This is a genomic window from Thalassococcus arenae, assembly GCF_019104745.1.
Taxonomy (GTDB): domain Bacteria; phylum Pseudomonadota; class Alphaproteobacteria; order Rhodobacterales; family Rhodobacteraceae; genus Thalassococcus_B; species Thalassococcus_B arenae.
The window spans coordinates 1077054-1100025 of the sequence record NZ_JAHRWL010000001.1 but is presented as its reverse complement, the minus strand read 5'-3'; the positions used below and the strand labels follow the sequence as shown (position 1 = coordinate 1100025).

The following is a 22972-nucleotide window of genomic DNA, read 5'->3' as shown; positions in this document are numbered from 1 at the left end:
GCCGTATGCAGGGATTGCTCTGTTGCCGAAAAGCCCGAAGGACATCTGCCACACCGACTTGCGGGCGCGTATCCTGAGCTGCGAACTCGCACCCGGAACCGATCTGGACGAAACCCGCATCGCCGCCGAGTACGCTCTGTCGCGAACGCCATTGCGCGAAGTGTTCCAGCGTCTGGCCGGCGACGGGTTCGTCCGGCTGGAACAGAACCGCGGCGCCCGGGTCGCGCCGCTGAGTATCGACGCGTTGCGTGCCGTGTTGCGCACGGCACCGATGATCCATGCGACGCTGGCCCGTCTGGCGGCCGAGGCCCGCCGGCCATACCAGCTGGATGCCGCACGGGAAATTCAGGCGGAGTATCTCGCGGCCCTCGCCGGCGAATCCGCCGAAGCGGTGGGACAGGCTGTGCTGCTGGATCATCGCCTGCACCTGTCGATCGGCGAGATGGCGGATAACCCCTATCTTTCGACCGCCCTGACACGGCTTCTGATCGACGAAACCCGTCTGCTGCTACCGCTGCATCGTGCCGCTTCCAAGAAAGACCGGAAAGCGCTCAAGAAAGCCGCGCAGCAACACGACGATCTGATCCGCGCCATCGAACAGCAAGACGCGGCACTGGCGGTCGACACGGCGCTGGCCCATTGCGCCATCGGCCGGACGGCAATGGAACGGCACTACCAGCCAGAGGCACTGAGCCATGATCCGGTGGGTACGGGATCGGACTAGGCCAGACCCATCCAGAACGAAATCGCCCCGGGCGCCTACAACCCGGCTTCGGCCGCAATCTCGGCGCGGCTCTTGCGGGCGCGTTCGGTGGCTGATTTCAACTGGCCGCAGGCGGCCATGATGTCCTCGCCCCGCGGGGTGCGGATCGGGCTGGCATAGCCGGCCTTGTACACGATATCGGCAAACGCCTCGATCCGTTCCCAATCCGACCGTTCATAGGGCGCACCGGGCCATTCGTTGAACGGGATCAGGTTGATCTTGGCAGGGATTCCCGCAATCAGTTTGACCAGCCGACGCGCATCGGCGTCGCTGTCGTTCACGCCCTTCAGCATCACGTATTCAAAGGTGATGCGTTCGGAATTCGACAGCCTCGGATACTCGCGCAGCGCATCCAGAAGCGCCTTGATGTTCCAGCGCTTGTTGATCGGCACCAGCTTGTCCCGCACCTCGTCGGTGGTGGCATGAAAGGACACCGCCATCAGGCAACCGATCTCTTCGGCGCAACGCGCGATCTCGGGCACCACGCCGCTGGTCGACAGGGTGATCCGCCGCCGCGACAGGGCGATGCCCTCGCCGTCCATCGCGATCTTCATCGCGTCGCGCACGGATTCGAAATTGTACAGCGGCTCTCCCATGCCCATCAGGACGATGTTGGACAGCAGCCGGGTTTCGTCCTTGGGCGCACCGGGCTCGGGCCATTCGCCCAGATCGTCACGCGCCAGCATGACCTGGCCGACGATCTCGCCCGCCGTCAGGTTGCGCACCAGTTTCTGCGTGCCGGTGTGACAGAACGAACAGGTCAGCGTGCAGCCGACCTGCGAACTGATGCACAGCGTGCCGCGATCGGCCTCGGGGATATAGACCGTCTCCACCTCGTGGCCGCCGGCGATGCGCACCAGGTATTTGCGCGTGCCATCGGCGCTGACCTGCTTCGACACGATCTCGGGCAGGGCGATGACGAAATGCTCGGCCAGCAGCGCGCGATACTCCTTGGACAGGTTCGTCATGTCCGAAAAGTCCCGCACGCCCCAATGGTAGATCCATTGCCAGATCTGGCCCACACGCATCTTGGCCTGCTTCTCCGGCGTGCCCACCGACAGCAGCGCGTCGCGCAGCCCGTCGCGGGTCAGCCCGACAAGATTGACGGGCCCTTCCGGCAGCTTGCGCGGAATGGTCAGCACGTCCTGGGTGATGGGCGCCTTGGCGGTCATGGAACACCTGGTCAGGGAATCGAGACCCGCTGCATATAGCATCGGCGCCGAAAATCAAAAGACCGCGCTGCCCGGCAATGCGGGTCCGGTCCTTCTCTGGTTCGAAAATATCCCGGGGGAGTCGCCGAAGGCGACGGGGGCAGAGCCCCCGAAACCGGCCTCAGCCGCCGCAGCGCTTGGCGGCGTCTTCCACCGCTGCCGTGAAGCCCAGCAGCGAGAACGTGTCCTTGGTGATCGTGCCGCGGCTGGACCGGGCGGTCAGCACCGCGTCGGCGCCACGCTTCATCGCCGTCACCAGGCGGGCATCGTCCTGTGGCGTGGCGGGCCAGGCCCATTCGCCCTCGGTGAACAGCTCGAACTCGGTGCCGCTGACATTGGCGTTCACGGTCGATCCCGGTGCAAAGGGATAGCCGCCGGTAAAGGCGACCTGGCCGGTCACGTCCTCGCCCGGGCGAAAGAAGACCATCAACAGGATCTCGCCCCGCTGCACCGCCTTGATATTGCCCGCGGCATCGGTGTTCACGCTTTCCTTGAATGTCGTCACGGCCCAGCATTCCTTGGGGCTTTCGCCCTCGAACACCGACCAGTCCGTCATCGCATCGACGCGGTTGGTGCTCGACTCCTGTGCCTGTGCTGCAGCGCCCGCGAAAACCATAGCGCCCGCAGCGACCAACCGCCCAAACCCTGACATCATACCTGCAGCCTCCAAGCCTTCCGTGCCTCAACGCGCTCCGGTGTCATCAGACCTGTGCCGGTCGTTTTCCGGGCGCAACCCTTTTCTTCTGGACGGCGGGACTTTACCCTGAAAAATGCCGTCGGCGAAAGCCCTGTTGGCAGATATTCGCCTGTTTGTGAGGTCGCCATGTCCGCTGCTTTGTTGGCCGAGATCCATCGTGGCCCCTTCGTGGAAAGTGAACACAGCGGACATGTCGTGATCTGCGATGCCGACGGTGGCATCGTGCAGGCTTGGGGCGATCCCGATGCGGTGGTTTTGCCGCGGTCTTCGGCCAAAATGATCCAGGCGCTGCCGCTGGTTTCCTCGGGCGCCGCCGACGCACGAGGGCTGACACGGGAACACCTGGCGCTGGCCTGTGCCTCGCACCAGGGCGCCCCGCTGCATGTGGAAAAGGTCACAGCCTGGCTGACGGATCTGGGGCTGGGGGATGACGCATTGCGCTGCGGGCCGCAGCCGTCGCGCGACAAGGCCCTGCACAAGCGGATGCTGTGCGCCGACCAGCCGCCTTGCCGGGTGCACAACAACTGTTCCGGCAAGCATGCCGGGTTCCTGACCTTGGCCGCCCATCTTGGTGCGGGGCCTGACTATGTCGACCCCGAGCACGCGGTGCAGCAGGCCGTGCGCGCGGCGTTCGAGGAAGTCACGGGTTCTGTCAGTCCCGGATTCGGCATCGACGGCTGTTCGGCCCCGAATTTCGCAACGTCCATGCGGGGCATGGCGCGGGCCATGGCGTGGTTTGCCTCGGCGGGCGACCGAACCGATGCCCAGAGCGCGGCGGCGGTGCGGCTGGTCGAGGCGATGATCGCGCATCCGGACCTTGTGGCCGGCGAGGGTCGCGCCTGCACGTTGATGATGCGCGCGGCGTCCGAGCCGGTGGCGCTCAAGACCGGGGCCGAGGGCTATTTCGTCGCCATCTTGCCGCAGCGGGGCCTTGGCATCGCGCTCAAGGTCGCAGACGGGGCGACGCGGGCGTCGCAATGCGCCATCGCTGCGCTGTTGGTGCGCTTGGGGGCAGCGGACGCGGCGCATCCCGATATCGCGCGGTTCCTGCGGCCCGAGATCCGCAACTGGGACGGGCTGGTCACCGGGCGGATCGAACCGGCGGCGGGTCTTTTCAGCTGACGAATTCCGCGCGCGGATAGCCCTGCAGGAACAACAGCGCGGTCAGATCGCCGTGGTTCACCCGCAGATCGCATTGCGCCTGAACGGACGGTTTGGCATGCAGCGCCACGCCCAACCCCGCGCGGCCCAGCATACCCAGGTCGTTGGCGCCGTCGCCGACCGCGATCACGTCGGTTTCGGCGATGCCCAGCCGTGCTGCGATCTCTTCCAGCGCCTGCACCTTGGCCGCCTTGCCCAAGATCGGTCGGGCGACTTCTCCGGTCAGGTGGCCGTTCTCGATCAGCAGGGTATTGGCCCGGTTCTCGTCGAACCCCAGCAGGGCAGAGACGCTGGCCGTGAAGGCGGTGAACCCGCCGGAGACCAGCACGGCGTGAGCGCCGTTTGCCTTCATCGTGGCGATCAGGGCCTTGCCGCCGGGCATCGGAGTGATGCGGGTGTTCAGAACGTGTTGGATGATGGTTTCCGGCAGGCCCTTCAGCAGCGCGACGCGTTCGGTCAATGCGCCTTCGAAATCCAGTTCGCCGTTCATCGCGCGGGCGGTGATGTCCTTTACACGGTCGCCGACGCCGGCCTCTTCGGCCAGCTCGTCGATGCATTCCTGCCGGATCATCGTGCTGTCCATGTCGGCCAGCAGCATCCGCTTGGCGCGGGGTCCGTCGGGCAGCAGGTTCAGGTCGGCCCGGTCGGCGATCGAGGCACGCACCTCGTCCAGATTGGCGGGCGTGGCCTCCAGCGGGAATTCCGCCGCCTCGTCTGGCGACAGCCAGGACGCCACACCACCACCCCAGGCGTTGCGGAGGCTGTCCACCAGCGCGGGATCCAGCGCGCCGGGCTTGGCGATGAGCGAGACGATGGGCATGGGTCGTTTCCCGTGATGTTGGTTGAGCGCAGCCTTGCCAACCCACCGCCCGGGACATCGTCCCGGGCCGCGCCCGCCCGCCCCATGGCGGGCGCGTTCGCGCCCACCCGGTCGGGCGCGGCGCTCTGACGGTGCTTTGCCCAGTTGCGGCGCTTTTGGCATGGCCCCCGGCCCTTGGCCAGCCCTCAGGCGAACGCCCCCTGGCAGAACCAGCCCGAAGACATCGCGCCGCCATGGGCATAGAACAACCACAGCCGGTCGCCCCGGTCGGTTTCGACCCGCCAGTAATCGCGCGGACCCGACCGCCAGGCGGGATCGTCCAGCCACCATTCCGGTGCGATCCGTTCCGGTCCGGTCCGGCCGCGCGTCTCGAAATCGCGCCCGCGCCAGCGAAAGCGTTGCGGCAGGCGGGGCGTGTCCGGTGCCGAAACCGGTTCGGGCGGCCAAAGCAACAGTGGTCGGGCGACCTGCGGTTTCGGCCAGTGCTCGGCCGGGTCCGACCAGGCGGCGGCCAGCACCTGCGCGCCCTTCTCGGGAATGTGGCTTTGCCCCGGATGGCGGCGGGTGATGCGTTCCATCCCCACCCGCGCGCCCAACCGGCCCAGCAGATCCTCGAACGCCGAACCCTTGGCCAGCCGTTCCTGTACCGCGCGGGCGGCGTCGAGGTGGCCCTTGACCGTGCGGTCGTGCAGCGGTTCGTGGCCGATGGCTTCGAGCCGCAGCATGTCGATCCCGTCGCCGGCATCGATCTCGGCGATCTTCATCGCCAGCAGGTCGGCCCAGCGATGCGGGTCGTGGCTGGCCGAAGCGGCGCTGACATGGCGCCAGACCATGCTGCGGTCGGTGCGGTGTGCCTCGATCCGCAGGGTGCGGGCGCCGCGGCCCTTTTCCCTGAGCCGTGCGCAAAGCCGTTCCAGCATCTTGTCGCATCCGGCCTTCACATCGGCCTCGAGCCCGATGGCTTCGGGCAGGCTGAGCCGCACCGAGAACCGGTCGCGCGGCGGGGCGGGGTTGATCGGCTCGGGTGCGGCGCCCATGGCCTGGTCCAGCCGGTCCACCAGCCCGCGCCCGAACCGCCGCGCCAGCCCGGCGCGCGGCTGGCCCAGCAGGTCGCCGACCCGCCGCAGGCCAAGGCGCGAAAGCTGTTCGCGGGTCGCCGCGTCCAGCCGCAGCGCCGCGATGGGCAGCGGCGCCAGTGCGCTGTAGGCCTGGCCGGGCGCGGCGATGCGGCCCTGATCCGCCGGGCTGACAGTCACCGACGGCGCCGCCCCGCCGCGTTCCCAGTGCCGCCGCTTGCCCGCCTTGGCACGAGTTGCGGGGGCTTCCTGGTCGATGGCATCGCCGGAGCGGTGCCCCGACCGATCCTGCGCGGTGTAGCGCGCCAAGGCCCAGGCCGCGCCCAGCGTGTCGGCCAGCCCGACCCGCACGCTCAGCCCCAGATCGGCGCAATCCTGCGTGACCTGTTCGCACAACTGCGCCTCGCCGCCGAAGAGATGCGCGCAGCCGGTCAGGTCGATCACCAGCGCGTCGGGCGGTTCCGAGGCGACCCAAGGCGAAAACTTGCCCGCCCAGCGGTGCAGCGCATCCAGGAACGCGGCTTCGCGCCGGACATCCTGCGGCCGGGTGACAAGACCGGCGCACATCGCATGGGCATCGCGCACCGGCTGGCCGGGGTAAAGCCCGGCCTGGCTGGCCGCCACCGACAGCGACGACAGAACCTGCGCCGGCCCGTGTTCGGCCACCACGGCAAAGGGCCGGTCATCCAGATGCGGTTCGGCCCGCAGCAGCCGTTCGGCGCCGAGGCGGGGAAACCAGAGCGAGAGAATGCGTCGGTTGGGCATCGGGTGGCGTATCGTGGCAGCGATTACATGTTCCTATTTTGTTCTAGTCCCGGGCAGGTTGCGAGTCGAGTCCCTTGCATCTTTGTGCTAAGACCGGAAAAACCGGAGAGACGCATGCGCCTGCACACTGCCACCCTTGTCATGACCCTTGCCGCCACTGCCGCGCTGGCCCATTCCGGGGTCAAGAACGCAGCTGTCAAGGCGCGGATGGACCTGATGGGCGAAGTCAAGGCGGCGACCGCCACGCTGGGAGACATGTCCAAGGGCGCCAAGCCCTTCGATGCCGCCAAGGCCGAAGCCGCCCGCGCCGCGCTGGAACGCCACGCGACACGGATCCCCGCATTGTTCAAGGCGCCCGAGTCCGACCCGAAGACCGAAGCGCGCCCGGAAATCTGGACGGATTGGGATGGGTTCGTCGCCATCGCCGACCGGATGGAAACCGTGGCTTCGGCAATGGATACCGGCAGTCTCAAGACGCTGCGTGCCGGCATGGGCCGGCTGGCCAAGACCTGCAAGTCCTGCCACGAGGCCTTTCGCATCAAGAAGTGAGCCGCCGTGGCGCGCAGGGTTGCCAGATCGCCCGAGTTCGGCGCAGTCTGGCCCAAAGCCATCAGGGAGGGACAGATGCGCACCAAGGCAGCCGTGGCACTGGCGGCGGGCAAACCGCTGGAAATCATGGACGTGAACCTGGAAGGCCCAAAGGCTGGCGAGGTACTGGTCGAGATCAAGGCCACCGGGATATGCCACACCGATGAATTCACCCTGTCGGGCGCCGATCCCGAAGGCCTGTTCCCTGCGATCCTGGGTCACGAGGGTGCCGGCGTGGTGCTGGAGGTGGGTGACGGCGTGACCAGCCTGAAACCCGGAGACCACGTCATTCCGCTCTACACGCCGGAATGCCGGGAATGCGAGTATTGCCTGCATCCCAAGACCAACCTTTGCCAAGCGATCCGGTCGACGCAAGGCCGCGGCGTGATGCCCGATGGCACATCGCGCTTCTCGATGCTCGATGGCACGCCGATCCTGCATTACATGGGCTGTTCGACCTTTTCCAACCACACCGTGCTGCCGGAAATCGCGCTGGCCAAGATCCGCCCAGACGCGCCGTTCGACAAGGTCTGCTACATCGGTTGCGGCGTGACCACCGGCATCGGCGCGGTGATCAACACCGCCAAGGTCGAGATCGGCAGCCGCGCCATCGTCTTCGGGCTGGGGGGCATCGGGCTGAACGTCATCCAGGGGCTTCGGCTGGCGGGTGCGGACCAGATCGTCGGTGTCGATCTGAACCCCGACAAGGTGCCGATGGCCGAGCGATTCGGCATGACGCATTTCGTCAACCCGTCCGAGGTCGAGGGCGATCTGGTGCCCTACCTCGTCGATCTGACCAAGGGCGGCGCGGATTACACCTTTGACGCCACCGGCAACGTGCAGGTCATGCGCGCAGCGCTGGAATGCGCCCACAAGGGCTGGGGCGAGTCGATCATCATCGGCGTGGCGCCGGCCGGTGCGGAAATCGCCACGCGGCCCTTCCAGCTGGTCACCGGCCGGGTCTGGCGCGGCACCGCCTTTGGGGGTGCGCGCGGACGGACGGATGTGCCCAAGATCGTCGACTGGTACATGGATGGAAAGATCGAGATCGACCCGATGATCACCCACACCATGCCGCTGGAGGACATCAACAAGGGGTTCGACCTGATGCATGAGGGCAAGTCGATCCGGTCGGTCGTGGTCTATTGACAGGCGGCGGGGTGATCCCCGCCCTGCGCACCTGAACGGCGTCGCGTGGGCGGCGCCGTTTCGTTTGCGTATTTTTGAAAGAGAAGAAGATGCGGATCAGGGCCTATGAGACACGCGATGCGGTTGCGGTGACGGCGATGCTGATGCCGGTGTTCCGCGCCGGCGATACCTACACGATCGACCCCGAAATCGCGCCGGACGCGGCTCTGGCCTATTGGACCGGCCCCGAGCGCCACGTCTTCGTGGTGGAAGACGACGGGCGGCTGCTGGGCACTTATTACGTCGTGCGCAACCAGAAGGGCGGCGGCAGCCATGTCTGCAATTGCGGCTTTGTCACCGACCCGCAAGCGCGGGGCAAGGGTGTGGCGCGGGCGATGCTGGACCATGCCCTGGCCAAGGCACGCGAACTGGGTTTTCGCGCCATGCAGTTCAACTTTGTCGTCGCCACCAACACCCGCGCCATCGCGATCTGGGAAGGTGCGGGGTTCGAGGTCGTGGGCCGATTGCCGGGCGCGTTCCGGCATCCCGAACAGGGCTATGTCGATGCGCTGGTGATGTACCGGGCACTGTAGTGCGGCACGGATCGGCAGCCCGCGCCCGCCTGTCGCGCCGCTTTGGCTTCGTTCGGTTTCCGGTTCGCGCAGGCGCACGGTTTCGGGCGCGATCGGTCAAGGCGTCCACCAGGCGGGAACCGAGATCCGGCAGCGCCGAAATCAACGCGTTCTGTCATCCGTTCACCCGGGGGTGCAGACCGCGCGCCGGGATCTGCAAAAGCCTGCCCCACGATCAACGCGAGCCCGGGCGGTGAATGGGCGATTTCGCGGATGACCCGGCTAGGGAGAGACCCAGGCGATCACCGCGCTGACGGTCAGGATGCTGAGCGTGGTCGAGATCAGGATCGACGCCGATACCCGCTGCGGCGCGACACCGTAATGCTGCGCCAGGATGAACACGTTGCCCGCCACCGGCAGGGCCGAGGCCGATATGACCACCGCGGCCTTGAACGGATCGGACGGGAACAGGAACCAGACGCCAAGCGCGACGCAGGCCGGGTGGATCACCAGCTTGGCAAAGCTCAGCCAGGCCGCCACCTCGACCCGTTCTGCCGATTTGCTGGCCAGCGAGGCGCCGATGGCGAACAGCGCGCCCGGTGTGGCGGCGGCGCCCAGGATGGCGACGAATTCGTTGACCACATCGGGCAGCGGCAGGCCGCTGGCCGACACGACGAGGCCCAGCGAGATCGCCACGATCATCGGGTTCTTGAGCAGGCCCAGGCCGATGGTCCGCACCATCGCGAACGACATCCGCCCGTCGCGCGAGCCGACGACCAGAATGACGAGCAGCGTCGAGAACACGATCAGGTCGATGCACAGCATCAGGATGATCGGCGCCACCGCTTCCTGGCCCATCAGCAGCGCCAGCATCGGTACGCCGAGAAAGCCGATATTGCCGATCGCGGCGCATTGCGCCTCGATCGCGGCGGTGGGGGTGTCGAGCCCGCGCAGGAACGCCACCGCCATCGCGATGCCATAGGCAAAGGCCGTGCCCCAAAGATAACCGGCCGCCAGCCGCAGATCGAAGATCTCGGCGAAACTCAGATTGGCGGAAAACCGGAACAGCATCGCCGACAGGGCGAAGTAGAAGACGAATTTCGTCAGATACGCGGTGGCTTCCTCGGTGAAGAAACGGGTCCGCCCGGCGCCGTAACCCAGCCCGATCAGGGCGAAAAACGGCAAGGTTTTGAGGAAGATCGCCAGCATCCCTCCTTGTTAGCAGAGGCGCGGCCTGCGTCAATTGACGACCGCCCTATCCGCTGCCGATCAGCACGCCCGCCGCGAAGACCAGCGCGCCACCCAGCACCACCTGGAACGCGGCGCGGAAGAACGGGGTGTCCATGTACCGGTTCTGGATCCAGGCAATGGCCCAGAGCTCGATGAAGACGACGACGAAGGCGGTGACAGTGGCGGTCCAGAAATCGGGGATCAGGTAGGGCAGGGCGTGGCCGAGACCGCCCACCGTCGTCATGATGCCCGACGCGAAGCCGCGCTTGATCGGCGAACCGCGGCCCGACAATTCGCCGTCATCGGAGGCCGCTTCGGTAAAGCCCATCGAGATGCCCGCACCGACGCTGGCCGCCAGACCGACCAGGAATGTTGTCCATGTGTCCTGCGTGGCGAAAGCGGTGGCGAAGATCGGCGCCAGCGTGCTGACCGACCCGTCCATGAGACCGGCGAGGCCCGGTTGCACCCAGGTCAGGATGAACTGCCTCTTGGCCTGGTGGTCCTCGCCCTCGCGCGTTGCGTCGTCGAGATGGGTCTGTTCCAGCCGTGCCGCGCTGTGTTGGTGGCCCGCTTCTGCCGCAGCCAGGTCGCCCAGCAGTTTCCGGGTATCGGCATCACTGGTGCGCTTGGCGGCTTGCAGGTAGAAATGTTCGGCCTGCCGTTCCATCGCTTCGGCCTCGTCGCGGATGCGGTCGAGCCCGAGGTTTTCCACCAACCAGACCGGACGCCGGGCATAATAGCCGGCCACATGTTCGCGGCGGATCAATGGAATCACGTTTCCGAAACGCTTGCGGTGCAGGGCGATCAGCGCCTTGCGGTGGGTGTCTTCTTCGGCGGCCATGCCGTCAAAGACCTTGGCCGTGTCCGGGAACTCTGCCCGCAGGTTTTCGGCATAGCTGCGATAGATCCGGGCGTCGTCCTCTTCGGAAGAGATCGCCAGCGCCAGCACCTCTTGCTCGGACAGGTCGCGGAAATGACGGCGTTGCGTGAAAAAGCGCATCTGCCCCTCCATTAATTAGAATGATTCTAATCTATTCATTATCGACATCGCGGCAACGCCAAAAAGTGAACTGATCGGTTCAAAAATGTCTTGCAATCTGAACCGATCGGTTTACATAAGTGAACAGAACAGTTCAGAAATGGAGCTTGTCATGCGAACCACCCTTTATGCCGCCATCTTCGGGCTTTCGGCCGGCGCCGCGATGGCCTATCCGACCATCGATTTGCCGGACCTGACCTTCCCTGAACCGTCTGGCCCGGTCGTCACGCAGGACTGCACCCAAATCCAGGGAAATCCGGCCGGGTGTCGGTGAGAGCACGGTTTCTTGCCCGAACTGAACCGAACGGTCTATACTAAGTCGGGGACCGGGGAGGGCAGGAATGACAGCTGACGCCGTTCAGGTGCGTCGCGGGCGCAAATTCGATCAGGTGCTGGATGGCGCGCGGGAGATATTTCTGCGCGACGGCTACGAAGGCGCCAGTGTCGATGACATCGCCCGCGCCGCCGGCGTGTCAAAGGCCACGCTCTACAGCTATTTCCCGGACAAGCGATTGCTGTTCAAGGAAGTCGCCAGCGCGCAGTGCCAGCTACAGGCCGAAGAGGCGATGACCACGCTGGACCTGACGCAGCCGCCCGACCGGGTGTTGCGACAGGTGGCGCGCACGTTCCTCGGGTTCATCTATTCCGACATGGGCCAACGCATCTTCCGGATCTGCGTGGCCGAAGCCGACCGCTTTCCCGAACTCGGGCGCGAATTCTACCAGTCCGGTCCGATGTTGATGCGCAACGCCCTGGTCGGATACCTGACCCAGGCCCAGGCGCGCGGCGAAGTCCGGATCGACGACATGGACCTGGCCGCGGACCAGTTCGCCGAATTGTGCAAGGCCGATCTCTGGCCCAAGCTGGTCTTCGGGCTCAAGCAAAGCTTTACCGATGGCGAAATCACGCGCGTGGTGGATGGCGCCGTGGACACCTTCATGGCACGATACGGCCCGTAGGCCAGACCGGCGCAGCGGGAGCAGTCATGAAAACGATATCGGAAAACCGGTGTTTCGGTGGTGTGCAGGGTGTATACACCGCTGCCAGCGAGGCCTGCCATTGCGAAATGACCTTTGGTCTGTTCCTGCCCGAGGCCGCAAGGGCAAGGCCGGTTCCGGTGCTTTGGTACCTTTCCGGGCTGACCTGCACGCACGAGAACGCGATGGTCAAGGCCGGCGCGCAGGCCGCCGCGGCGCATTACGGGATCGCGCTGGTCTTTCCCGACACGTCGCCGCGCGGCGAGGATGTTGCCGACGACGACGCCTATGATCTGGGCCAGGGTGCCGGTTTCTACGTCAATGCCACGCAAGACCCATGGGCGCAGAACTATCGCATGTGGGATTACGTCTGCGCAGAGCTGCCCGCGCTGATCGGGGCGGAATTCGCCGTCGATCTCGACCGGCAGGCGATCACCGGGCATTCCATGGGCGGCCATGGTGCGCTGACGATCGCCATGGCGAATCCGGATCGCTTCGCCAGCGTTTCCGCCTTTGCGCCGATCGCCAACCCGTCGAAAAGCGATTGGGGCCGAAAGCAGCTTGGTGCGTATCTGGGTGCCGACGAGGCGGCCTGGGCAAGGCACGATTCGACCCTTCAGATGCAGGCGGTCGGATTCGATGGGCCGATCCTGATCGACCAGGGCGGCAGCGACCAGTTCCTCGATCTGCTGCGTCCCGAGGCGCTGGCTCAGGCGATGGCCGCCCGCCGTCAGGAAGCGGCGTTCCGCATGCAGAAAGGCTATGACCACAGCTATTTCTTCGTCTCGTCCTTCATGGAAGACCATGTCGCCTTCCACGCCGAGGCGCTTGGCGCGTGACGACCGTCTACGTCGATGCCGATGCCTGCCCGGTCCGGGCCGAAACCGAACGCGTGGCAACCCGTCACAAGGTTCGCGTCGTCTACGTCACCAATGGCGGGCTTCGGCCGCCCGCCAATCCTCTGGCGGAACTGGTGATCGTGCCGGAAGGCCCCGACGCCGCCGATATGTGGATTGCCGAACGCGCCTGTCGCGGTGACGTTGTGGTCACCGCGGATATGCCGCTGGCGGCGCGCTGCGTCGAGACCGGTGCACAGGTCCTGCGCCCCAACGGCGAGGCGCTGACCCGGGCCAATATCGGTGCGCAACTGGCGATGCGCGATCTTGCCGCCGATCTGCGTGCCGCCGACCCGTTCCGTCAGGGCGGTGGGCGCATGTTCTCCAAGGCCGACCGGGCACGCTTTCTGAACGCGTTGGAAACCGCATTGCGCAAGGCCGAAACATGATGGAATCCCTGGCACCCGAACAGATGGTGCAGGCGCCGCTTGGGTCGCCTGGTATCCGGCGTGGGAAAGGCCTGAAATGACGGTCAAGGCGGTGGTTTTCGACATCGGCAACGTGCTGATCGAATGGCAGCCCGAACGCTATTACGATCGCGTCATCGGTGTCGAACGCCGCCGCGCCATGTTCGCCGAAGTCGATCTGCACGGCATGAATGACCAGGTCGACAGGGGCGGCGACTTTCGCGGCACGATCTACGATTGCGCCGAACGCTACCCGCAATGGCGTGACGAGATCCGGATGTGGCACGACCATTGGCTCGAGCTTGCCGCACCCGCGATACCGCATTCGGTTCGCTTGTTGTCCGCGCTCCGGGCGCGCGGCGTGGCGGTTTTCTCGCTGACGAATTTCGGAATCGGCACGTGGGAGATCGCGGTGCCGGCCTATCCCTTTCTCGGCACGTTCGACCGGCCGTATGTCTCGGGCCATATGGGCGTGACCAAACCCGATCCGCGCATATACGCGATGGTCGAAGAGGATTGCCTTGTCGCGCCGGGTGACTTGCTTTTCACCGACGATCGGGCCGAGAATATCCAGGCCGCCGCCGCGCGCGGTTGGCGGACCCACCTGTTCGATGGCCCGCAGGGCTGGGCCGACCGGCTGGTGGCCGAGGGCTTGCTGACAACGCGAGAGGCGGCATGACAACCTTCATTCCCTTTGCCGAAGGCGAGGCGCGGCTTGACTGGATCGGCCTGACCGACGCCTTGTTGGCAGGTCACCGGCGCCCCAAGGCGGAAATCACCGACAGTCTGCTCTATCGCGGCGCCGATACCCTGCTGAACCGCTCTGCCTGGATCGACGGGCTGGGTGTCGCGGTCAAGGCGGCGACGATCTTTCCCGGCAATGCCGCACAGGGCGCCCCGGTGGTCAACGGTGCGGTCAACCTGTTCGACGACGCGACCGGAGCGCTGGACGCGGTGCTGGATTTCCACCTCGTGACCAAATGGAAGACAGCCGCCGACAGCCTGCTGGGCGCGCGGTTGCTAGCGCGGCCGGACAGCCGGGCCATCCTGATCGTCGGTGCGGGGACCGTCGGACACAGCCTGCACGCCGCCTATTCGGCCTTGTTCCCCGCGGCAGAATTCACCGTCTGGAACAGGACCGCCGACAAGGCCCGCGTCATGGCCGGGGAACTGGGAATCGGCTGGACCGACGACCTGCCCGGTGCCGTCGCCGGATCAGACATCGTCACGTGCGCGACCATGTCGTCCGAACCGGTTATCCGAGGCGACTGGCTGCGCCCGGGGACGCATCTTGACCTGATCGGCGCCTACCGCCCCGACATGCGCGAGGCCGACGACACCGCCCTGCGCCGCGCGCGGGTCTTCGTCGACAGCCGCGACACGACAATCCATCACATCGGTGAATTGATGACGCCGATCGCCAGCGGCGCGATCACCGAGGCCGACATCGTCGCCGATTACTATCAGCCGGACGCGATGCGCCGGCAAAGCGCTGAAGAGATCACCGTGTTCAAGAACGGCGGCGGGGCGCATCTCGATCTGATGACCAGCCGTTACATCCTGGATCGCTGGACCGGCGGCGCATGATCGGCGATCTTGCCCTGCTTGCCGGAACCGGGCTGGCCGCCCTGCCGATGGGTCGCGAAATGCTGCGCAAGCCGATGGGGCGGCAGGCGCGCAAGAACGCCCCGGGGCAATTCGCCGATCTGACCGACGGGCGCACGCATTTCGATTGGATCGGTCCAAAGGACGGCCCCGTCGCGGTCTGCGTGCATGGGCTGACAACGCCGTCTTTCGTCTGGGGCGGACTGGCGCCGCATCTCGCCCGAATGGGCTATCGGGTGCTGGTCTACGATCTGTTCGGCCGCGGCTATTCCGACCGGCCGCGAAGGGTGCAGACACCCGAGTTCTTCGCCGATCAGCTGTCCGACCTGCTGCGCCACCAGAATGTCGGTTCGGACATCACGGTGCTGGGCTATTCCATGGGCGCGGTGATCGCCACCGCCTTTGCCGCCGAAGACAGCCATCGACCGCGCCGGCTGGTCCTGATCGCCCCGGCGGGCATGGGCCAGGACCTGGGAACGGTCGCCCGGTTCGCCACGGACTGGCCGTTGCTGGGCGACTGGCTGTTTCACATGGGTTGGCCACGCAGCTTCCGCTCCGCTCTCGAGGCCGAGCGCAGCCTGCCGTCATCGGTGCCCGGGATCGTCGATCTGCAGATCGCCGAATTGCAGCGGCAAGGCTATGTCCGGTCGGTGCTGTCGTCGCTGCGCCACAGCCTCCGGCAGCCGCAGCAAGCCGCACATCACCGCATCGCGCGGGACGAAGTGCCGGTTGCCGCGATCTGGGGACGCGATGACACGACGATCCCGATTTCGGCGATGGGAACGCTGGCGCAATGGAACCGGTCGGTGCAGCACGAGGTGATCGACGGCGCCGGGCATGGGTTGGTCTACACCCATACCGACGACGTCGCCGCGGCGCTGGAACGGGTCCTGGCCTAGGCCGCGATCGCCGCGCGCGGCGGCGCGTTTTCGCGAACCGGCAGATGCACCAATGCGCTGAACGCACCCACCCCGACGCCGATCCACCAGACCAGCGTGTAGTCGCCGGACACGTCATACAGCCGCCCGCCCAGCCAGACACCCAGAAATCCGCCGATCTGGTGGCTCAGAAAGACAATGCCGTAAAGCGTGCCCATGTAGCGCAACCCGTAGAGATGCGCGATCAGCCCGCTGGTCAGCGGCACCGTGGCCAGCCACAGCGCGCCCATCACCGCCGAAAAGATCAGCACCGACGTCGGCGTGATCGGCATCAGGATGAACGCCGCCGCGGCGACGGTGCGACCGGTGTAGATTCCGGCCAGCAGGTATTTCTTGGTGAACCGCTTGCCCGCCCAGCCCGCGGTGAGGGTGCCGGCGATGTTGAACAGTCCGATCAGCGAGATCGACACGGCACCAAGCGCCGAGGTCGTGGTGATCCCCATCCCGTGCAGGATGCCGCCGGGGGCGATGGGGCCGCACATCTCGGTCACGAAGGCCGGGAAATGCGCGGTGATGAACGCCAATTGGTAGCCGCAGGAAAAGAAGCCAAGGAAAAGCAGGGTGAACGACGGGTCCTTGGCGGCCTTGGTCAGGATCGCGCCCATGCTTTCCTGCAGCTCGACCTTGTTCGCGGCAGGCGCGCGCATCAGCGGCAGGAACAGCAATACGCCCAGGATCGTGCCTGCGAAGACCACGAACACCGATTGCCACGGCATCATCGACAGCAGCCATTCCGCCACCGGTGCGCCAAAGACCTGCCCCGCGCTGCCCGCCGCGGTGGCGACGGCCAGGCTCATCGAGCGGTTGTCATCGCTCGAGGCGCGGCCCACCACCGCCAGGATCACGCCGAAACCGGTTCCGGCGATGCCGAAGCCGACGACAAAGCCCAGTATCTGGTGCGCTTCTGGTGTCACCGCGAAGGACGACAGCACCAGTCCGGCAGCATACAGCAGCGCGCCCATGACGATCGCCTTGCGGTCGCCGATCTTTTCCGCGACAGCGCCGAACAGCGGTTGCCCGATCCCCCAGGCCAGGTTCTGTATCGCGATCGCGAGGCTGAATTCGGCCCGCAACCAACCGAATTCCGACGCGATCGGAATCTGGAACACGCCAAAGCTGGCCCGGATTGCGAACGACACGAGGATGATGACGCAGCCGACGATCAGGACGGGCGTGAATAGCGGTGCGGGTCGGTCCATGATGCCTCCGGAAATCGCGGCGACAGTGAAGCCGAATTCGGGATGCGTCAAATCGGAAAACGCGATGTTTCGCATCAGGAAAACTTGACGATGCGCGACGGGCTACACATCCGCCCGGCGCCGCGCTATGCCGAGGCCATGCAGAGCGTGCAGGACATCTACGCGGCCCGCGTGGCCGAAGGACGGATCAAGGAAGATCCGGCGCAGCGGGCCGCCCTGCCCGAACTGGAGCGCATCCGCGTGGCGCTTGCGGAACCTGCGAAAAAGGGGCTGTTCCGCAAACCGCCGCCGCCACCAAAGGGCCTGTATATCTGGGGTGGGGTCGGCCGCGGCAAGTCGATGCTGATGGACCTGTTCGTGGAAACCCTGATCGTGCCCGCGCGCCGGGTGCATTTCCACGCCTTCATGCAGGAAATCCAGGCCGAGATTCACCGCCTGCGCAGCGGCGGGGTCGAGGACCCGGTCAGGCCCGTGGCCAGGGCCGTCAGCGACAGCATCAAGCTGTTGGCTTTCGACGAGATGCAGATCACCGACATCGCCGACGCGATGCTGGTGGGGCGGCTGTTCGAACAGCTGTTCGATGCGGGATGCGTCGTCGTCACAACGTCGAACCGGGTGCCGGACGATCTCTACAAGGACGGGCTGAACCGGCAGCTGTTCCTGCCCTTCATCGCGCTGCTCAAGGATCGGATGGTGGTCCACGAACTGGCCTCGGACCGCGATCACCGTCAGGACCGGCTGGCCGGAGCGCAGGTCTATTTCAGCCCCGCCGATGCCAAGGCACGCGGCGAGATCGAGCGGCTCTGGGTCGAGTTGACCCATGGCGATCACGAGGAACTGGTGTTGCACGTCAAGGGCCGCCAGGTGGTGCTGCCGCGGTTCCATAACGGCGTGGCACGGGCGAGTTTCTTCGATCTCTGCGGACGCGCCCTGGGGCCTGCCGATTATCTGGCACTGGCCGAAGCCGTGCGCGTGCTGGTGATCGAAGACATCCCGCGGCTCAGCCGCCAGAACTTCAACGAGGCCAGGCGATTTGTCACCCTGATCGACGCGCTTTACGAGGCGCGGGTCAAGGTCATCGCCTCGGCCGCGGCCGAACCCGAGATGCTGTATGTCGAAGGCACCGGCGCATTCGAGTTCGAACGCACCGCCAGCCGCCTGCGCGAGATGCAGGCCGCCGATTGGGGTTTCGACTAGGGAAAAAGAAGGGTCCCAAAAGGACCCTCAAGGCTGCTCGGTTTGGCCTTTGGTGCCTGTTATGGCGTGTGCCGATGCGGTGGATGGCCGTATTCGCCCGTGGCGCATGGCAGCGTTTCAGCCTTATAGGGCTGTTGGTCGGCATCGGTCAACATTTAGTAGCTGTATGGAGATATTGTTTTCTCGATCATCGGTCGACCGATAGTCGGTCAATCGCGGGGCAGCACCAGAACCTGCCCTGCGCGCAGGTCGTCCGGGCGCGCCAGAATGTCCTGGTTGGCCGCGAAAAGCGGTCCGGTCATGTTTGCATCGCCATACAATGCGACGGCGATCGAGATCAGGCTGTCCCCGCTTTGCACGACATACCGCTCTGCTCGGATCGGGCTGTCCAGTTCGGACAGCGATTTGCGAACGATGCTGTGAAGCAGGCTGCCCGGCTGCCCGGGTACGGCCTTGCGTCCGGTGGCGGCATCGAGGTTCGACACGGTTTCCCATGTCATTCGACGCAAACCCGCCGCGTCCAGCGGGCCGGGCGGAAAGCCGGGTTGCACGATCGGAACCGGTGCGGGCGGCTCGGGCAGTGGCGCCGGTGCGCTGAGCGATTGCGCGACGTACTGCCGTGGTTCCGGTTCCGGCGCCGCGATCGGCGCGATCCGGGGTTCCGCGCGGGTGACGCTGTGATCCGCTGCGTCCTCCCGGGCTAGCCGTCGCGCGCCCGGTTGATAGACCAACAACAGGACCGAAACCGCAACAAAGCCGACACACAGCAGAAACATCCGGATCATCCCGCGCCTCCATGCAGATCTGGGCGCCCCGAAATCATCGCCCCGTCACCGTCGTCAGACCGAGAGACATCCAGCTGCTCATTCCACCCCGGTAATAGGTCAGTTTGTTCGCCGGGTAGCCGGCGTCGAGCAGGTGCCGCAAGGCCATCGTGGACGCCGGATCGTCAGGCCCTCCGGCGAATACCGCCAGATCGAAGGCGTCGCTGAAATCGTCGCCGTCGCGGGCGCCAAGAGCCGCCAAGAGGTCGTCCCGGTATGGGTTGGCGCTGTCCAGCGTTTCGGCCGGCACGTTGACCGCGCCCGGCAACGTGGCCGCGGCGAACCCGTCGGGCCGTCGGGCATCGACCAGCAAACCCCGACCCGCGGAGACGGCATCTTCCAGGAAATCGAGCAACTCCAATTCGCCAAGCGTCGCGATGCCTTGCGCGGCTTGGATCGGCTGCACACAGGCCGGGGGACACCGGGCGCCATCGCGGGTGATCGTGATGGTTTGACCGGACAAGTCGAAACGCGCATCAAGCCGATTGTCGGAAATGCGCCCCGGATCGGCCGCGGCTTGTGCCATGCTTGCACACGTGGCCAAAACGGCCCAACGGAGACTCTGAATCATTTGTGCTCGACCCTTGCGGGCACGGTAAACCCGACCCTGAATTATCCCAAGATATAGGCCGCTGATGCCGAATCAGTCAACATTCGGGGGTCCGCCACAAGGCACTCAATCCCGAGTTCAGCCGTTTTCTTTCAGGACGTTCCCGGCCAGGTAGAGCGATCCGCAGATCAGGACACGCGCTTGGGGTGCCGCAAGGGAAATTTGCCGCAACGCGGTGCGCACATCCGGCGCGGTGTCGGCGGACAGGCCGGCCTTGCGCGCCGCTTCGGCCGTCGTTTCTGCGGGCAGCGTGTTGGCTTCGCCCGGTATCGACACGGCCATCAGCGCCTTGGCGACGCCAGCCATCGGACGCATGTAGCCCGCGACGTCCTTGGTATTGAGCATGCCGCAGATCAGATAGGTGTCGCGCTTGGGCAGGGTGGCCAGATGCGCGGAAATCGCCTCGCCGGCCGACGGGTTGTGGCCACCATCAAGCCAGAGTTCGACCTCCGGCGCGGCATCGACCAGCGGCCCGGTTTTCAGCCGCTGCATCCGCGCCGGCCAGACGGCGCGCGTCACTGCCGCATCACAGGCAACTTCGCCCATCCCGAGGTGCCGGAGCACCGCCAGCGCCGCACCGGCGTTGTCGAACTGATGCGCGCCGGGAAGCACCGGACGCGGCAGGTCGAGCAAGCCGGTTTCGTCCTGGTAGACGAGCCGCCCGCGCTCTTCCCAGCTGTGCCAATGCTGCCCCTGCACCAGCAGCGGCGCGCCCAAACGGTCGGCGCGCGTCTCGATCGCGGCAAGCCCTTCATCTGTCTGCCGGCTGACCACGCAGGGCACGCCTCGCTTGAGGATACCCGCCTTTTCGCCCGCGATGGCGCCCAACGTGTCGCCCAGGAATTGCTGGTGATCCAACGAGACCGGCGTGATGACCGTCATCGCCGGTGTCTCGATCACGTTGGTGGCGTCCAGCCGTCCGCCCAGCCCGACCTCGAGCAGGGTGTAGTCGGCCGCGACGCGCGAGAACGCCAGGATCGCGGCGCAGGTGGTGATCTCGAAATAGGTGATCGGCACGCCGCCATTGGCGTCCCAGCATTCGTCCAGAACCGCGCTCAACGCGTCTTCTTCGATCAGGTCACCGGCCAGCCGGATGCGTTCGTGAAACCGTGCCAGATGCGGCGAGGTATAGGCGTGGCACCGCAGGCCCGCTCCTTCCAGCCCGGCCCGGATCATCGCCAGGGTCGATCCCTTGCCGTTCGTCCCCGCGATGTGGATCACCGGCGGCAGGCGCAGATGCGGATCTCCAAGCGCGTCCAGCAGACGCCAGACCCGGTCGAGCGTCAGGTCGATCAGCTTGGGATGCAGCGACATCATCCGCTCGAGGATGACGTCCGATCCGGCGCGGCTCATGCCTTGGCCTTGTCCTTTTTCGCGTCCTTGCCGGGGTCCGTGCCTTCGTCGGCCTTGGGCGGATTGGCCGCAACCGGTTCCCCGGGCGCAGGCAGGTCGGCGACGACGGCCGGCGGCAGCCCCATCAGCATCCGCAAGATCGAGATCAACTCGTCGCGCATCGCGCGCCGGTCGGTCACCCGGTCCAGCATCCCGTGCTCCAGCAGGTATTCGGCGCGCTGAAAGCCTTCGGGCAGCTTTTCGCGGATCGTCTGTTCGATCACCCGCGGTCCGGCGAAGCAGATCAGCGCATTGGGTTCGGCGATCTGCACGTCACCCAGCATCGCGTAGGACGCGGTGACACCGCCGGTCGTGGGATGGGTCAGCACGACGATATAGGGCAGGCCTGCCTCTTTCAGCATCTGCACGGCGACGGTGGTCCGCGGCATCTGCATCAGGCTCAGGATGCCTTCCTGCATCCGCGCACCGCCCGCGGCCGAAAACAGGATCAGCGGGCGGCCCAGTTTCACGGCCTCTTCCGCGGCGGCGACGATGGCGTTGCCGACGAACATGCCCATCGAACCGCCCATGAAGGCGAAGTTCTGCGCAGCGGCCACCACCGGGGTCCGACCGATTTCACCACTGGCGACCAGCATCGCTTCGTGTTCGCCGGTGGCCTTTTGCGCGGCCTTCATGCGTTCGGGGTATTTCTTCTGGTCGCGGAACTGCAGCGGGTCCGCAACCGGTTCGGGCACCTTGACCTCGGAATAGACACCGCCGTCGAACAACGCGTGGAACCGTTCGCGCGGTGAAATATTCATGTGGTGGCCGCAATTGGTGCAGACGTTCAGATTGTCCGACACTTCGCGATGGAACAGCATCGTCCCGCATTCGTCGCACTTGGTCCACAGGTTCTCGGGCACTTCGCGGCGCGAGAAGATCGAATTGATCCGGGGACGGACGTAGTTGGTGATCCAGTTCATGCGAGTTCCGCTTTTTCGCCATGGATGCCCTGATCTATGCCGCCGCGCCCGGGAATGCAATCAGACGCGCAACGCGATGCGCGCGGCCAGCCAGCCGAGGATCAGCAGGATCAGATCCGCCGGCAGGATCATGGCGACCGCGGCTTCGTCTCCCGCACCAAAGGGCAATTGCCGCAGCGCCAGCCCCGACATCTCGCCCTGCAAGGAAGTGACGGCGATGGCGATGAAGTTGTTGACCAGATGCAGTGCGATGGCCGGACCCAGCGTGCCGGCGCGCGCGGTCAGGTCCGCGGCGATGACACCGAAAACCAGCGCCCACAGCATGACGACGACCGCGTTGCCGCCATACAGCAGGGGCGCGTAATGGCCGATGGCGAACAGCACCGACGGCACGCCGATCCAGATCGCCGGATGACGGAAGCGCGCCGCCAGTTGCGATTGCAGATAGCCGCGGAACAGCAGCTCTTCGCTGCCGGTCTGGATCAGCAGCGCCAGCAGCGTCACGGGCAGCAGCGCCAGCCACAAGCCCGGCGGCACACCCGGTACGGTATCCGACCAAAGTGGCCAGGGCGGCAACAGCGCCACCGCACCGTACAGCAGGGCCAGTGCCCCCAGCACGCGCAGCGCCTGCCGCAGGGCCAGCGGTACCGGGCCGATCAGGCTGACGAGCCCACGCCGGTGCAGCAGCCGCGCCGCCAGCACAGCGCCCAGCCCCATGCCGCCCAGCGATGTCAGCAGGATCAACAGCCCCATCGGCGTGCGCGCCGTCTCGACCTCGGCCAGGAACAGCCAGAACGCGTTTTCGTCCAGCGCGACCCGCGCGATGGCCAGCACCGATTGGCTGAGCCCGATGGTCACAGCGCCGGTCAGGATCACGCCCAGCACCAGCCGCCAAAGCTGTGCCGAAGGCCGGGCCGGGGCAACAAGGCGCGCGAAGGCAGCGTAGTTCATCAA

General features: G+C 65.9%; 25 protein-coding genes. 13 read left to right on the top strand and 12 right to left on the bottom strand.

Annotation, left to right across the window (positions count from 1 at the left end; all coding sequences use genetic code 11):
- The first annotated feature begins 22 nt into the window (after positions 1-22).
- Positions 23-724 (top strand): GntR family transcriptional regulator, encoded by a 702-nt coding sequence (locus tag KUH32_RS05510; protein WP_217777043.1) that lies wholly within the window; start codon positions 23-25, stop codon positions 722-724.
- 35 nt (positions 725-759) lie between these two features.
- On the opposite strand, the gene rlmN is transcribed toward KUH32_RS05510, so the two are convergent.
- Positions 760-1935 (bottom strand): dual-specificity RNA methyltransferase RlmN, encoded by a 1176-nt coding sequence (rlmN, locus tag KUH32_RS05505; protein ID WP_217777042.1) that lies wholly within the window; start codon positions 1933-1935, stop codon positions 760-762.
- Positions 1936-2095: 160 nt separating this feature from the next.
- Entirely contained in the window at positions 2096-2626 is a 531-nt protein-coding gene (locus tag KUH32_RS05500) for an invasion associated locus B family protein (protein ID WP_431358187.1), read from the bottom strand.
- 171 nt (positions 2627-2797) lie between these two features.
- Between KUH32_RS05500 and KUH32_RS05495 the strand changes: the two genes are divergently transcribed.
- Positions 2798-3793: an asparaginase gene (locus tag KUH32_RS05495; protein ID WP_217777040.1), complete on the top strand. Its 996-nt coding sequence runs from the start codon at positions 2798-2800 to the stop codon at positions 3791-3793.
- On the opposite strand, the gene serB is transcribed toward KUH32_RS05495, so the two are convergent.
- Both serB and KUH32_RS05485 read right to left on the bottom strand, forming a co-directional pair.
- On the bottom strand, positions 3786-4652 hold the full coding sequence (gene serB / locus KUH32_RS05490; protein WP_217777039.1) for a phosphoserine phosphatase SerB: 867 nt from the start codon (positions 4650-4652) through the stop codon (positions 3786-3788). The genes KUH32_RS05495 and serB overlap by 8 nt on opposite strands.
- 185 nt (positions 4653-4837) lie before the next feature.
- Complete coding sequence (locus tag KUH32_RS05485) at positions 4838-6493, bottom strand: Y-family DNA polymerase (RefSeq protein ID WP_217777038.1); 1656 nt, start codon at positions 6491-6493, stop codon at positions 4838-4840.
- A gap of 114 nt (positions 6494-6607) precedes the next feature.
- Between KUH32_RS05485 and KUH32_RS05480 the strand changes: the two genes are divergently transcribed.
- The 3 genes from KUH32_RS05480 to KUH32_RS05470 all read left to right on the top strand — a co-directional run bounded on the left by KUH32_RS05480 (position 6608) and on the right by KUH32_RS05470 (position 8802).
- On the top strand, positions 6608-7042 hold the full coding sequence (locus tag KUH32_RS05480) for a c-type cytochrome (RefSeq protein WP_217777037.1): 435 nt from the start codon (positions 6608-6610) through the stop codon (positions 7040-7042).
- 75 nt (positions 7043-7117) lie between these two features.
- Positions 7118-8230 (top strand): S-(hydroxymethyl)glutathione dehydrogenase/class III alcohol dehydrogenase, encoded by a 1113-nt coding sequence (locus KUH32_RS05475; protein WP_217777036.1) that lies wholly within the window; start codon positions 7118-7120, stop codon positions 8228-8230.
- A gap of 89 nt (positions 8231-8319) precedes the next feature.
- Positions 8320-8802 (top strand): GNAT family N-acetyltransferase, encoded by a 483-nt coding sequence (locus KUH32_RS05470; protein ID WP_217777035.1) that lies wholly within the window; start codon positions 8320-8322, stop codon positions 8800-8802.
- Between the two features lie 261 nt (positions 8803-9063).
- Here KUH32_RS05470 and KUH32_RS05465 read toward each other — a convergent pair whose 3' ends face one another.
- Together KUH32_RS05465 and mbfA are read right to left on the bottom strand one after the other, a co-directional pair.
- Entirely contained in the window at positions 9064-9990 is a 927-nt protein-coding gene (locus KUH32_RS05465; protein WP_217777034.1) for an AEC family transporter, read from the bottom strand.
- Between the two features lie 46 nt (positions 9991-10036).
- Entirely contained in the window at positions 10037-11011 is a 975-nt protein-coding gene (gene mbfA / locus KUH32_RS05460; RefSeq protein WP_217777033.1) for an iron exporter MbfA, read from the bottom strand.
- A 139-nt stretch (positions 11012-11150) separates the two neighbouring features.
- On the opposite strand from mbfA, the gene KUH32_RS05455 reads away from it, so the two are divergent.
- From KUH32_RS05455 to KUH32_RS05425, 7 genes are all read left to right on the top strand, one after another.
- Positions 11151-11324 carry a hypothetical protein gene (locus KUH32_RS05455; protein ID WP_217777032.1) on the top strand — a complete coding sequence of 58 codons (174 nt, stop codon included), beginning with the start codon at positions 11151-11153 and terminating at the stop codon, positions 11322-11324.
- 67 nt (positions 11325-11391) lie between these two features.
- On the top strand, positions 11392-12009 hold the full coding sequence (locus tag KUH32_RS05450) for a TetR/AcrR family transcriptional regulator (protein WP_217777031.1): 618 nt from the start codon (positions 11392-11394) through the stop codon (positions 12007-12009).
- 26 nt (positions 12010-12035) lie between these two features.
- The gene (gene fghA, locus KUH32_RS05445) at positions 12036-12866 is read left to right on the top strand and encodes an S-formylglutathione hydrolase (RefSeq protein ID WP_217777030.1); all 831 of its coding nucleotides are present in this window, start codon (positions 12036-12038) and stop codon (positions 12864-12866) included.
- Complete coding sequence (locus tag KUH32_RS05440; RefSeq protein WP_217777029.1) at positions 12863-13312, top strand: YaiI/YqxD family protein; 450 nt, start codon at positions 12863-12865, stop codon at positions 13310-13312. The genes fghA and KUH32_RS05440 overlap by 4 nt, the downstream gene beginning before the upstream one ends.
- Before the next feature lie 76 nt (positions 13313-13388).
- Complete coding sequence (locus KUH32_RS05435; protein ID WP_217777028.1) at positions 13389-14009, top strand: HAD family hydrolase; 621 nt, start codon at positions 13389-13391, stop codon at positions 14007-14009.
- Positions 14006-14917, top strand: a complete 912-nt coding sequence (locus tag KUH32_RS05430; protein ID WP_217777027.1) for an ornithine cyclodeaminase family protein — start codon at positions 14006-14008, stop codon at positions 14915-14917. Before KUH32_RS05435 ends, KUH32_RS05430 begins: the two co-directional genes overlap by 4 nt.
- Complete coding sequence (locus tag KUH32_RS05425) at positions 14914-15834, top strand: alpha/beta fold hydrolase (protein ID WP_217777026.1); 921 nt, start codon at positions 14914-14916, stop codon at positions 15832-15834. Before KUH32_RS05430 ends, KUH32_RS05425 begins: the two co-directional genes overlap by 4 nt.
- On the opposite strand, the gene KUH32_RS05420 is transcribed toward KUH32_RS05425, so the two are convergent.
- Complete coding sequence (locus KUH32_RS05420; RefSeq protein WP_217778309.1) at positions 15831-17072, bottom strand: MFS transporter; 1242 nt, start codon at positions 17070-17072, stop codon at positions 15831-15833. The two genes, KUH32_RS05425 and KUH32_RS05420, sit on opposite strands and share 4 nt — an antisense overlap.
- Before the next feature lie 138 nt (positions 17073-17210).
- Here KUH32_RS05420 and zapE point away from each other — a divergent pair, with 138 nt between their 5' ends.
- Positions 17211-18269 (top strand): cell division protein ZapE, encoded by a 1059-nt coding sequence (gene zapE / locus KUH32_RS05415; RefSeq protein ID WP_217778307.1) that lies wholly within the window; start codon positions 17211-17213, stop codon positions 18267-18269.
- A gap of 209 nt (positions 18270-18478) precedes the next feature.
- On the opposite strand, the gene KUH32_RS05410 is transcribed toward zapE, so the two are convergent.
- The 5 genes from KUH32_RS05410 to KUH32_RS05390 form a co-directional block, all read right to left on the bottom strand.
- Positions 18479-19054, bottom strand: a complete 576-nt coding sequence (locus KUH32_RS05410; RefSeq protein WP_217777025.1) for a LysM peptidoglycan-binding domain-containing protein — start codon at positions 19052-19054, stop codon at positions 18479-18481.
- A 34-nt stretch (positions 19055-19088) separates the two neighbouring features.
- Positions 19089-19619 (bottom strand): rhodanese-like domain-containing protein, encoded by a 531-nt coding sequence (locus tag KUH32_RS05405; protein WP_217777024.1) that lies wholly within the window; start codon positions 19617-19619, stop codon positions 19089-19091.
- Between the two features lie 162 nt (positions 19620-19781).
- Complete coding sequence (locus KUH32_RS05400; RefSeq protein WP_217777023.1) at positions 19782-21056, bottom strand: bifunctional folylpolyglutamate synthase/dihydrofolate synthase; 1275 nt, start codon at positions 21054-21056, stop codon at positions 19782-19784.
- Entirely contained in the window at positions 21053-22018 is a 966-nt protein-coding gene (accD, locus tag KUH32_RS05395; protein WP_217777022.1) for an acetyl-CoA carboxylase, carboxyltransferase subunit beta, read from the bottom strand. Before accD ends, KUH32_RS05400 begins: the two co-directional genes overlap by 4 nt.
- A gap of 60 nt (positions 22019-22078) precedes the next feature.
- Positions 22079-22969, bottom strand: a complete 891-nt coding sequence (locus tag KUH32_RS05390; protein ID WP_217777021.1) for a CPBP family intramembrane glutamic endopeptidase — start codon at positions 22967-22969, stop codon at positions 22079-22081.
- Between the last annotated feature and the right edge of the window lie 3 nt (positions 22970-22972).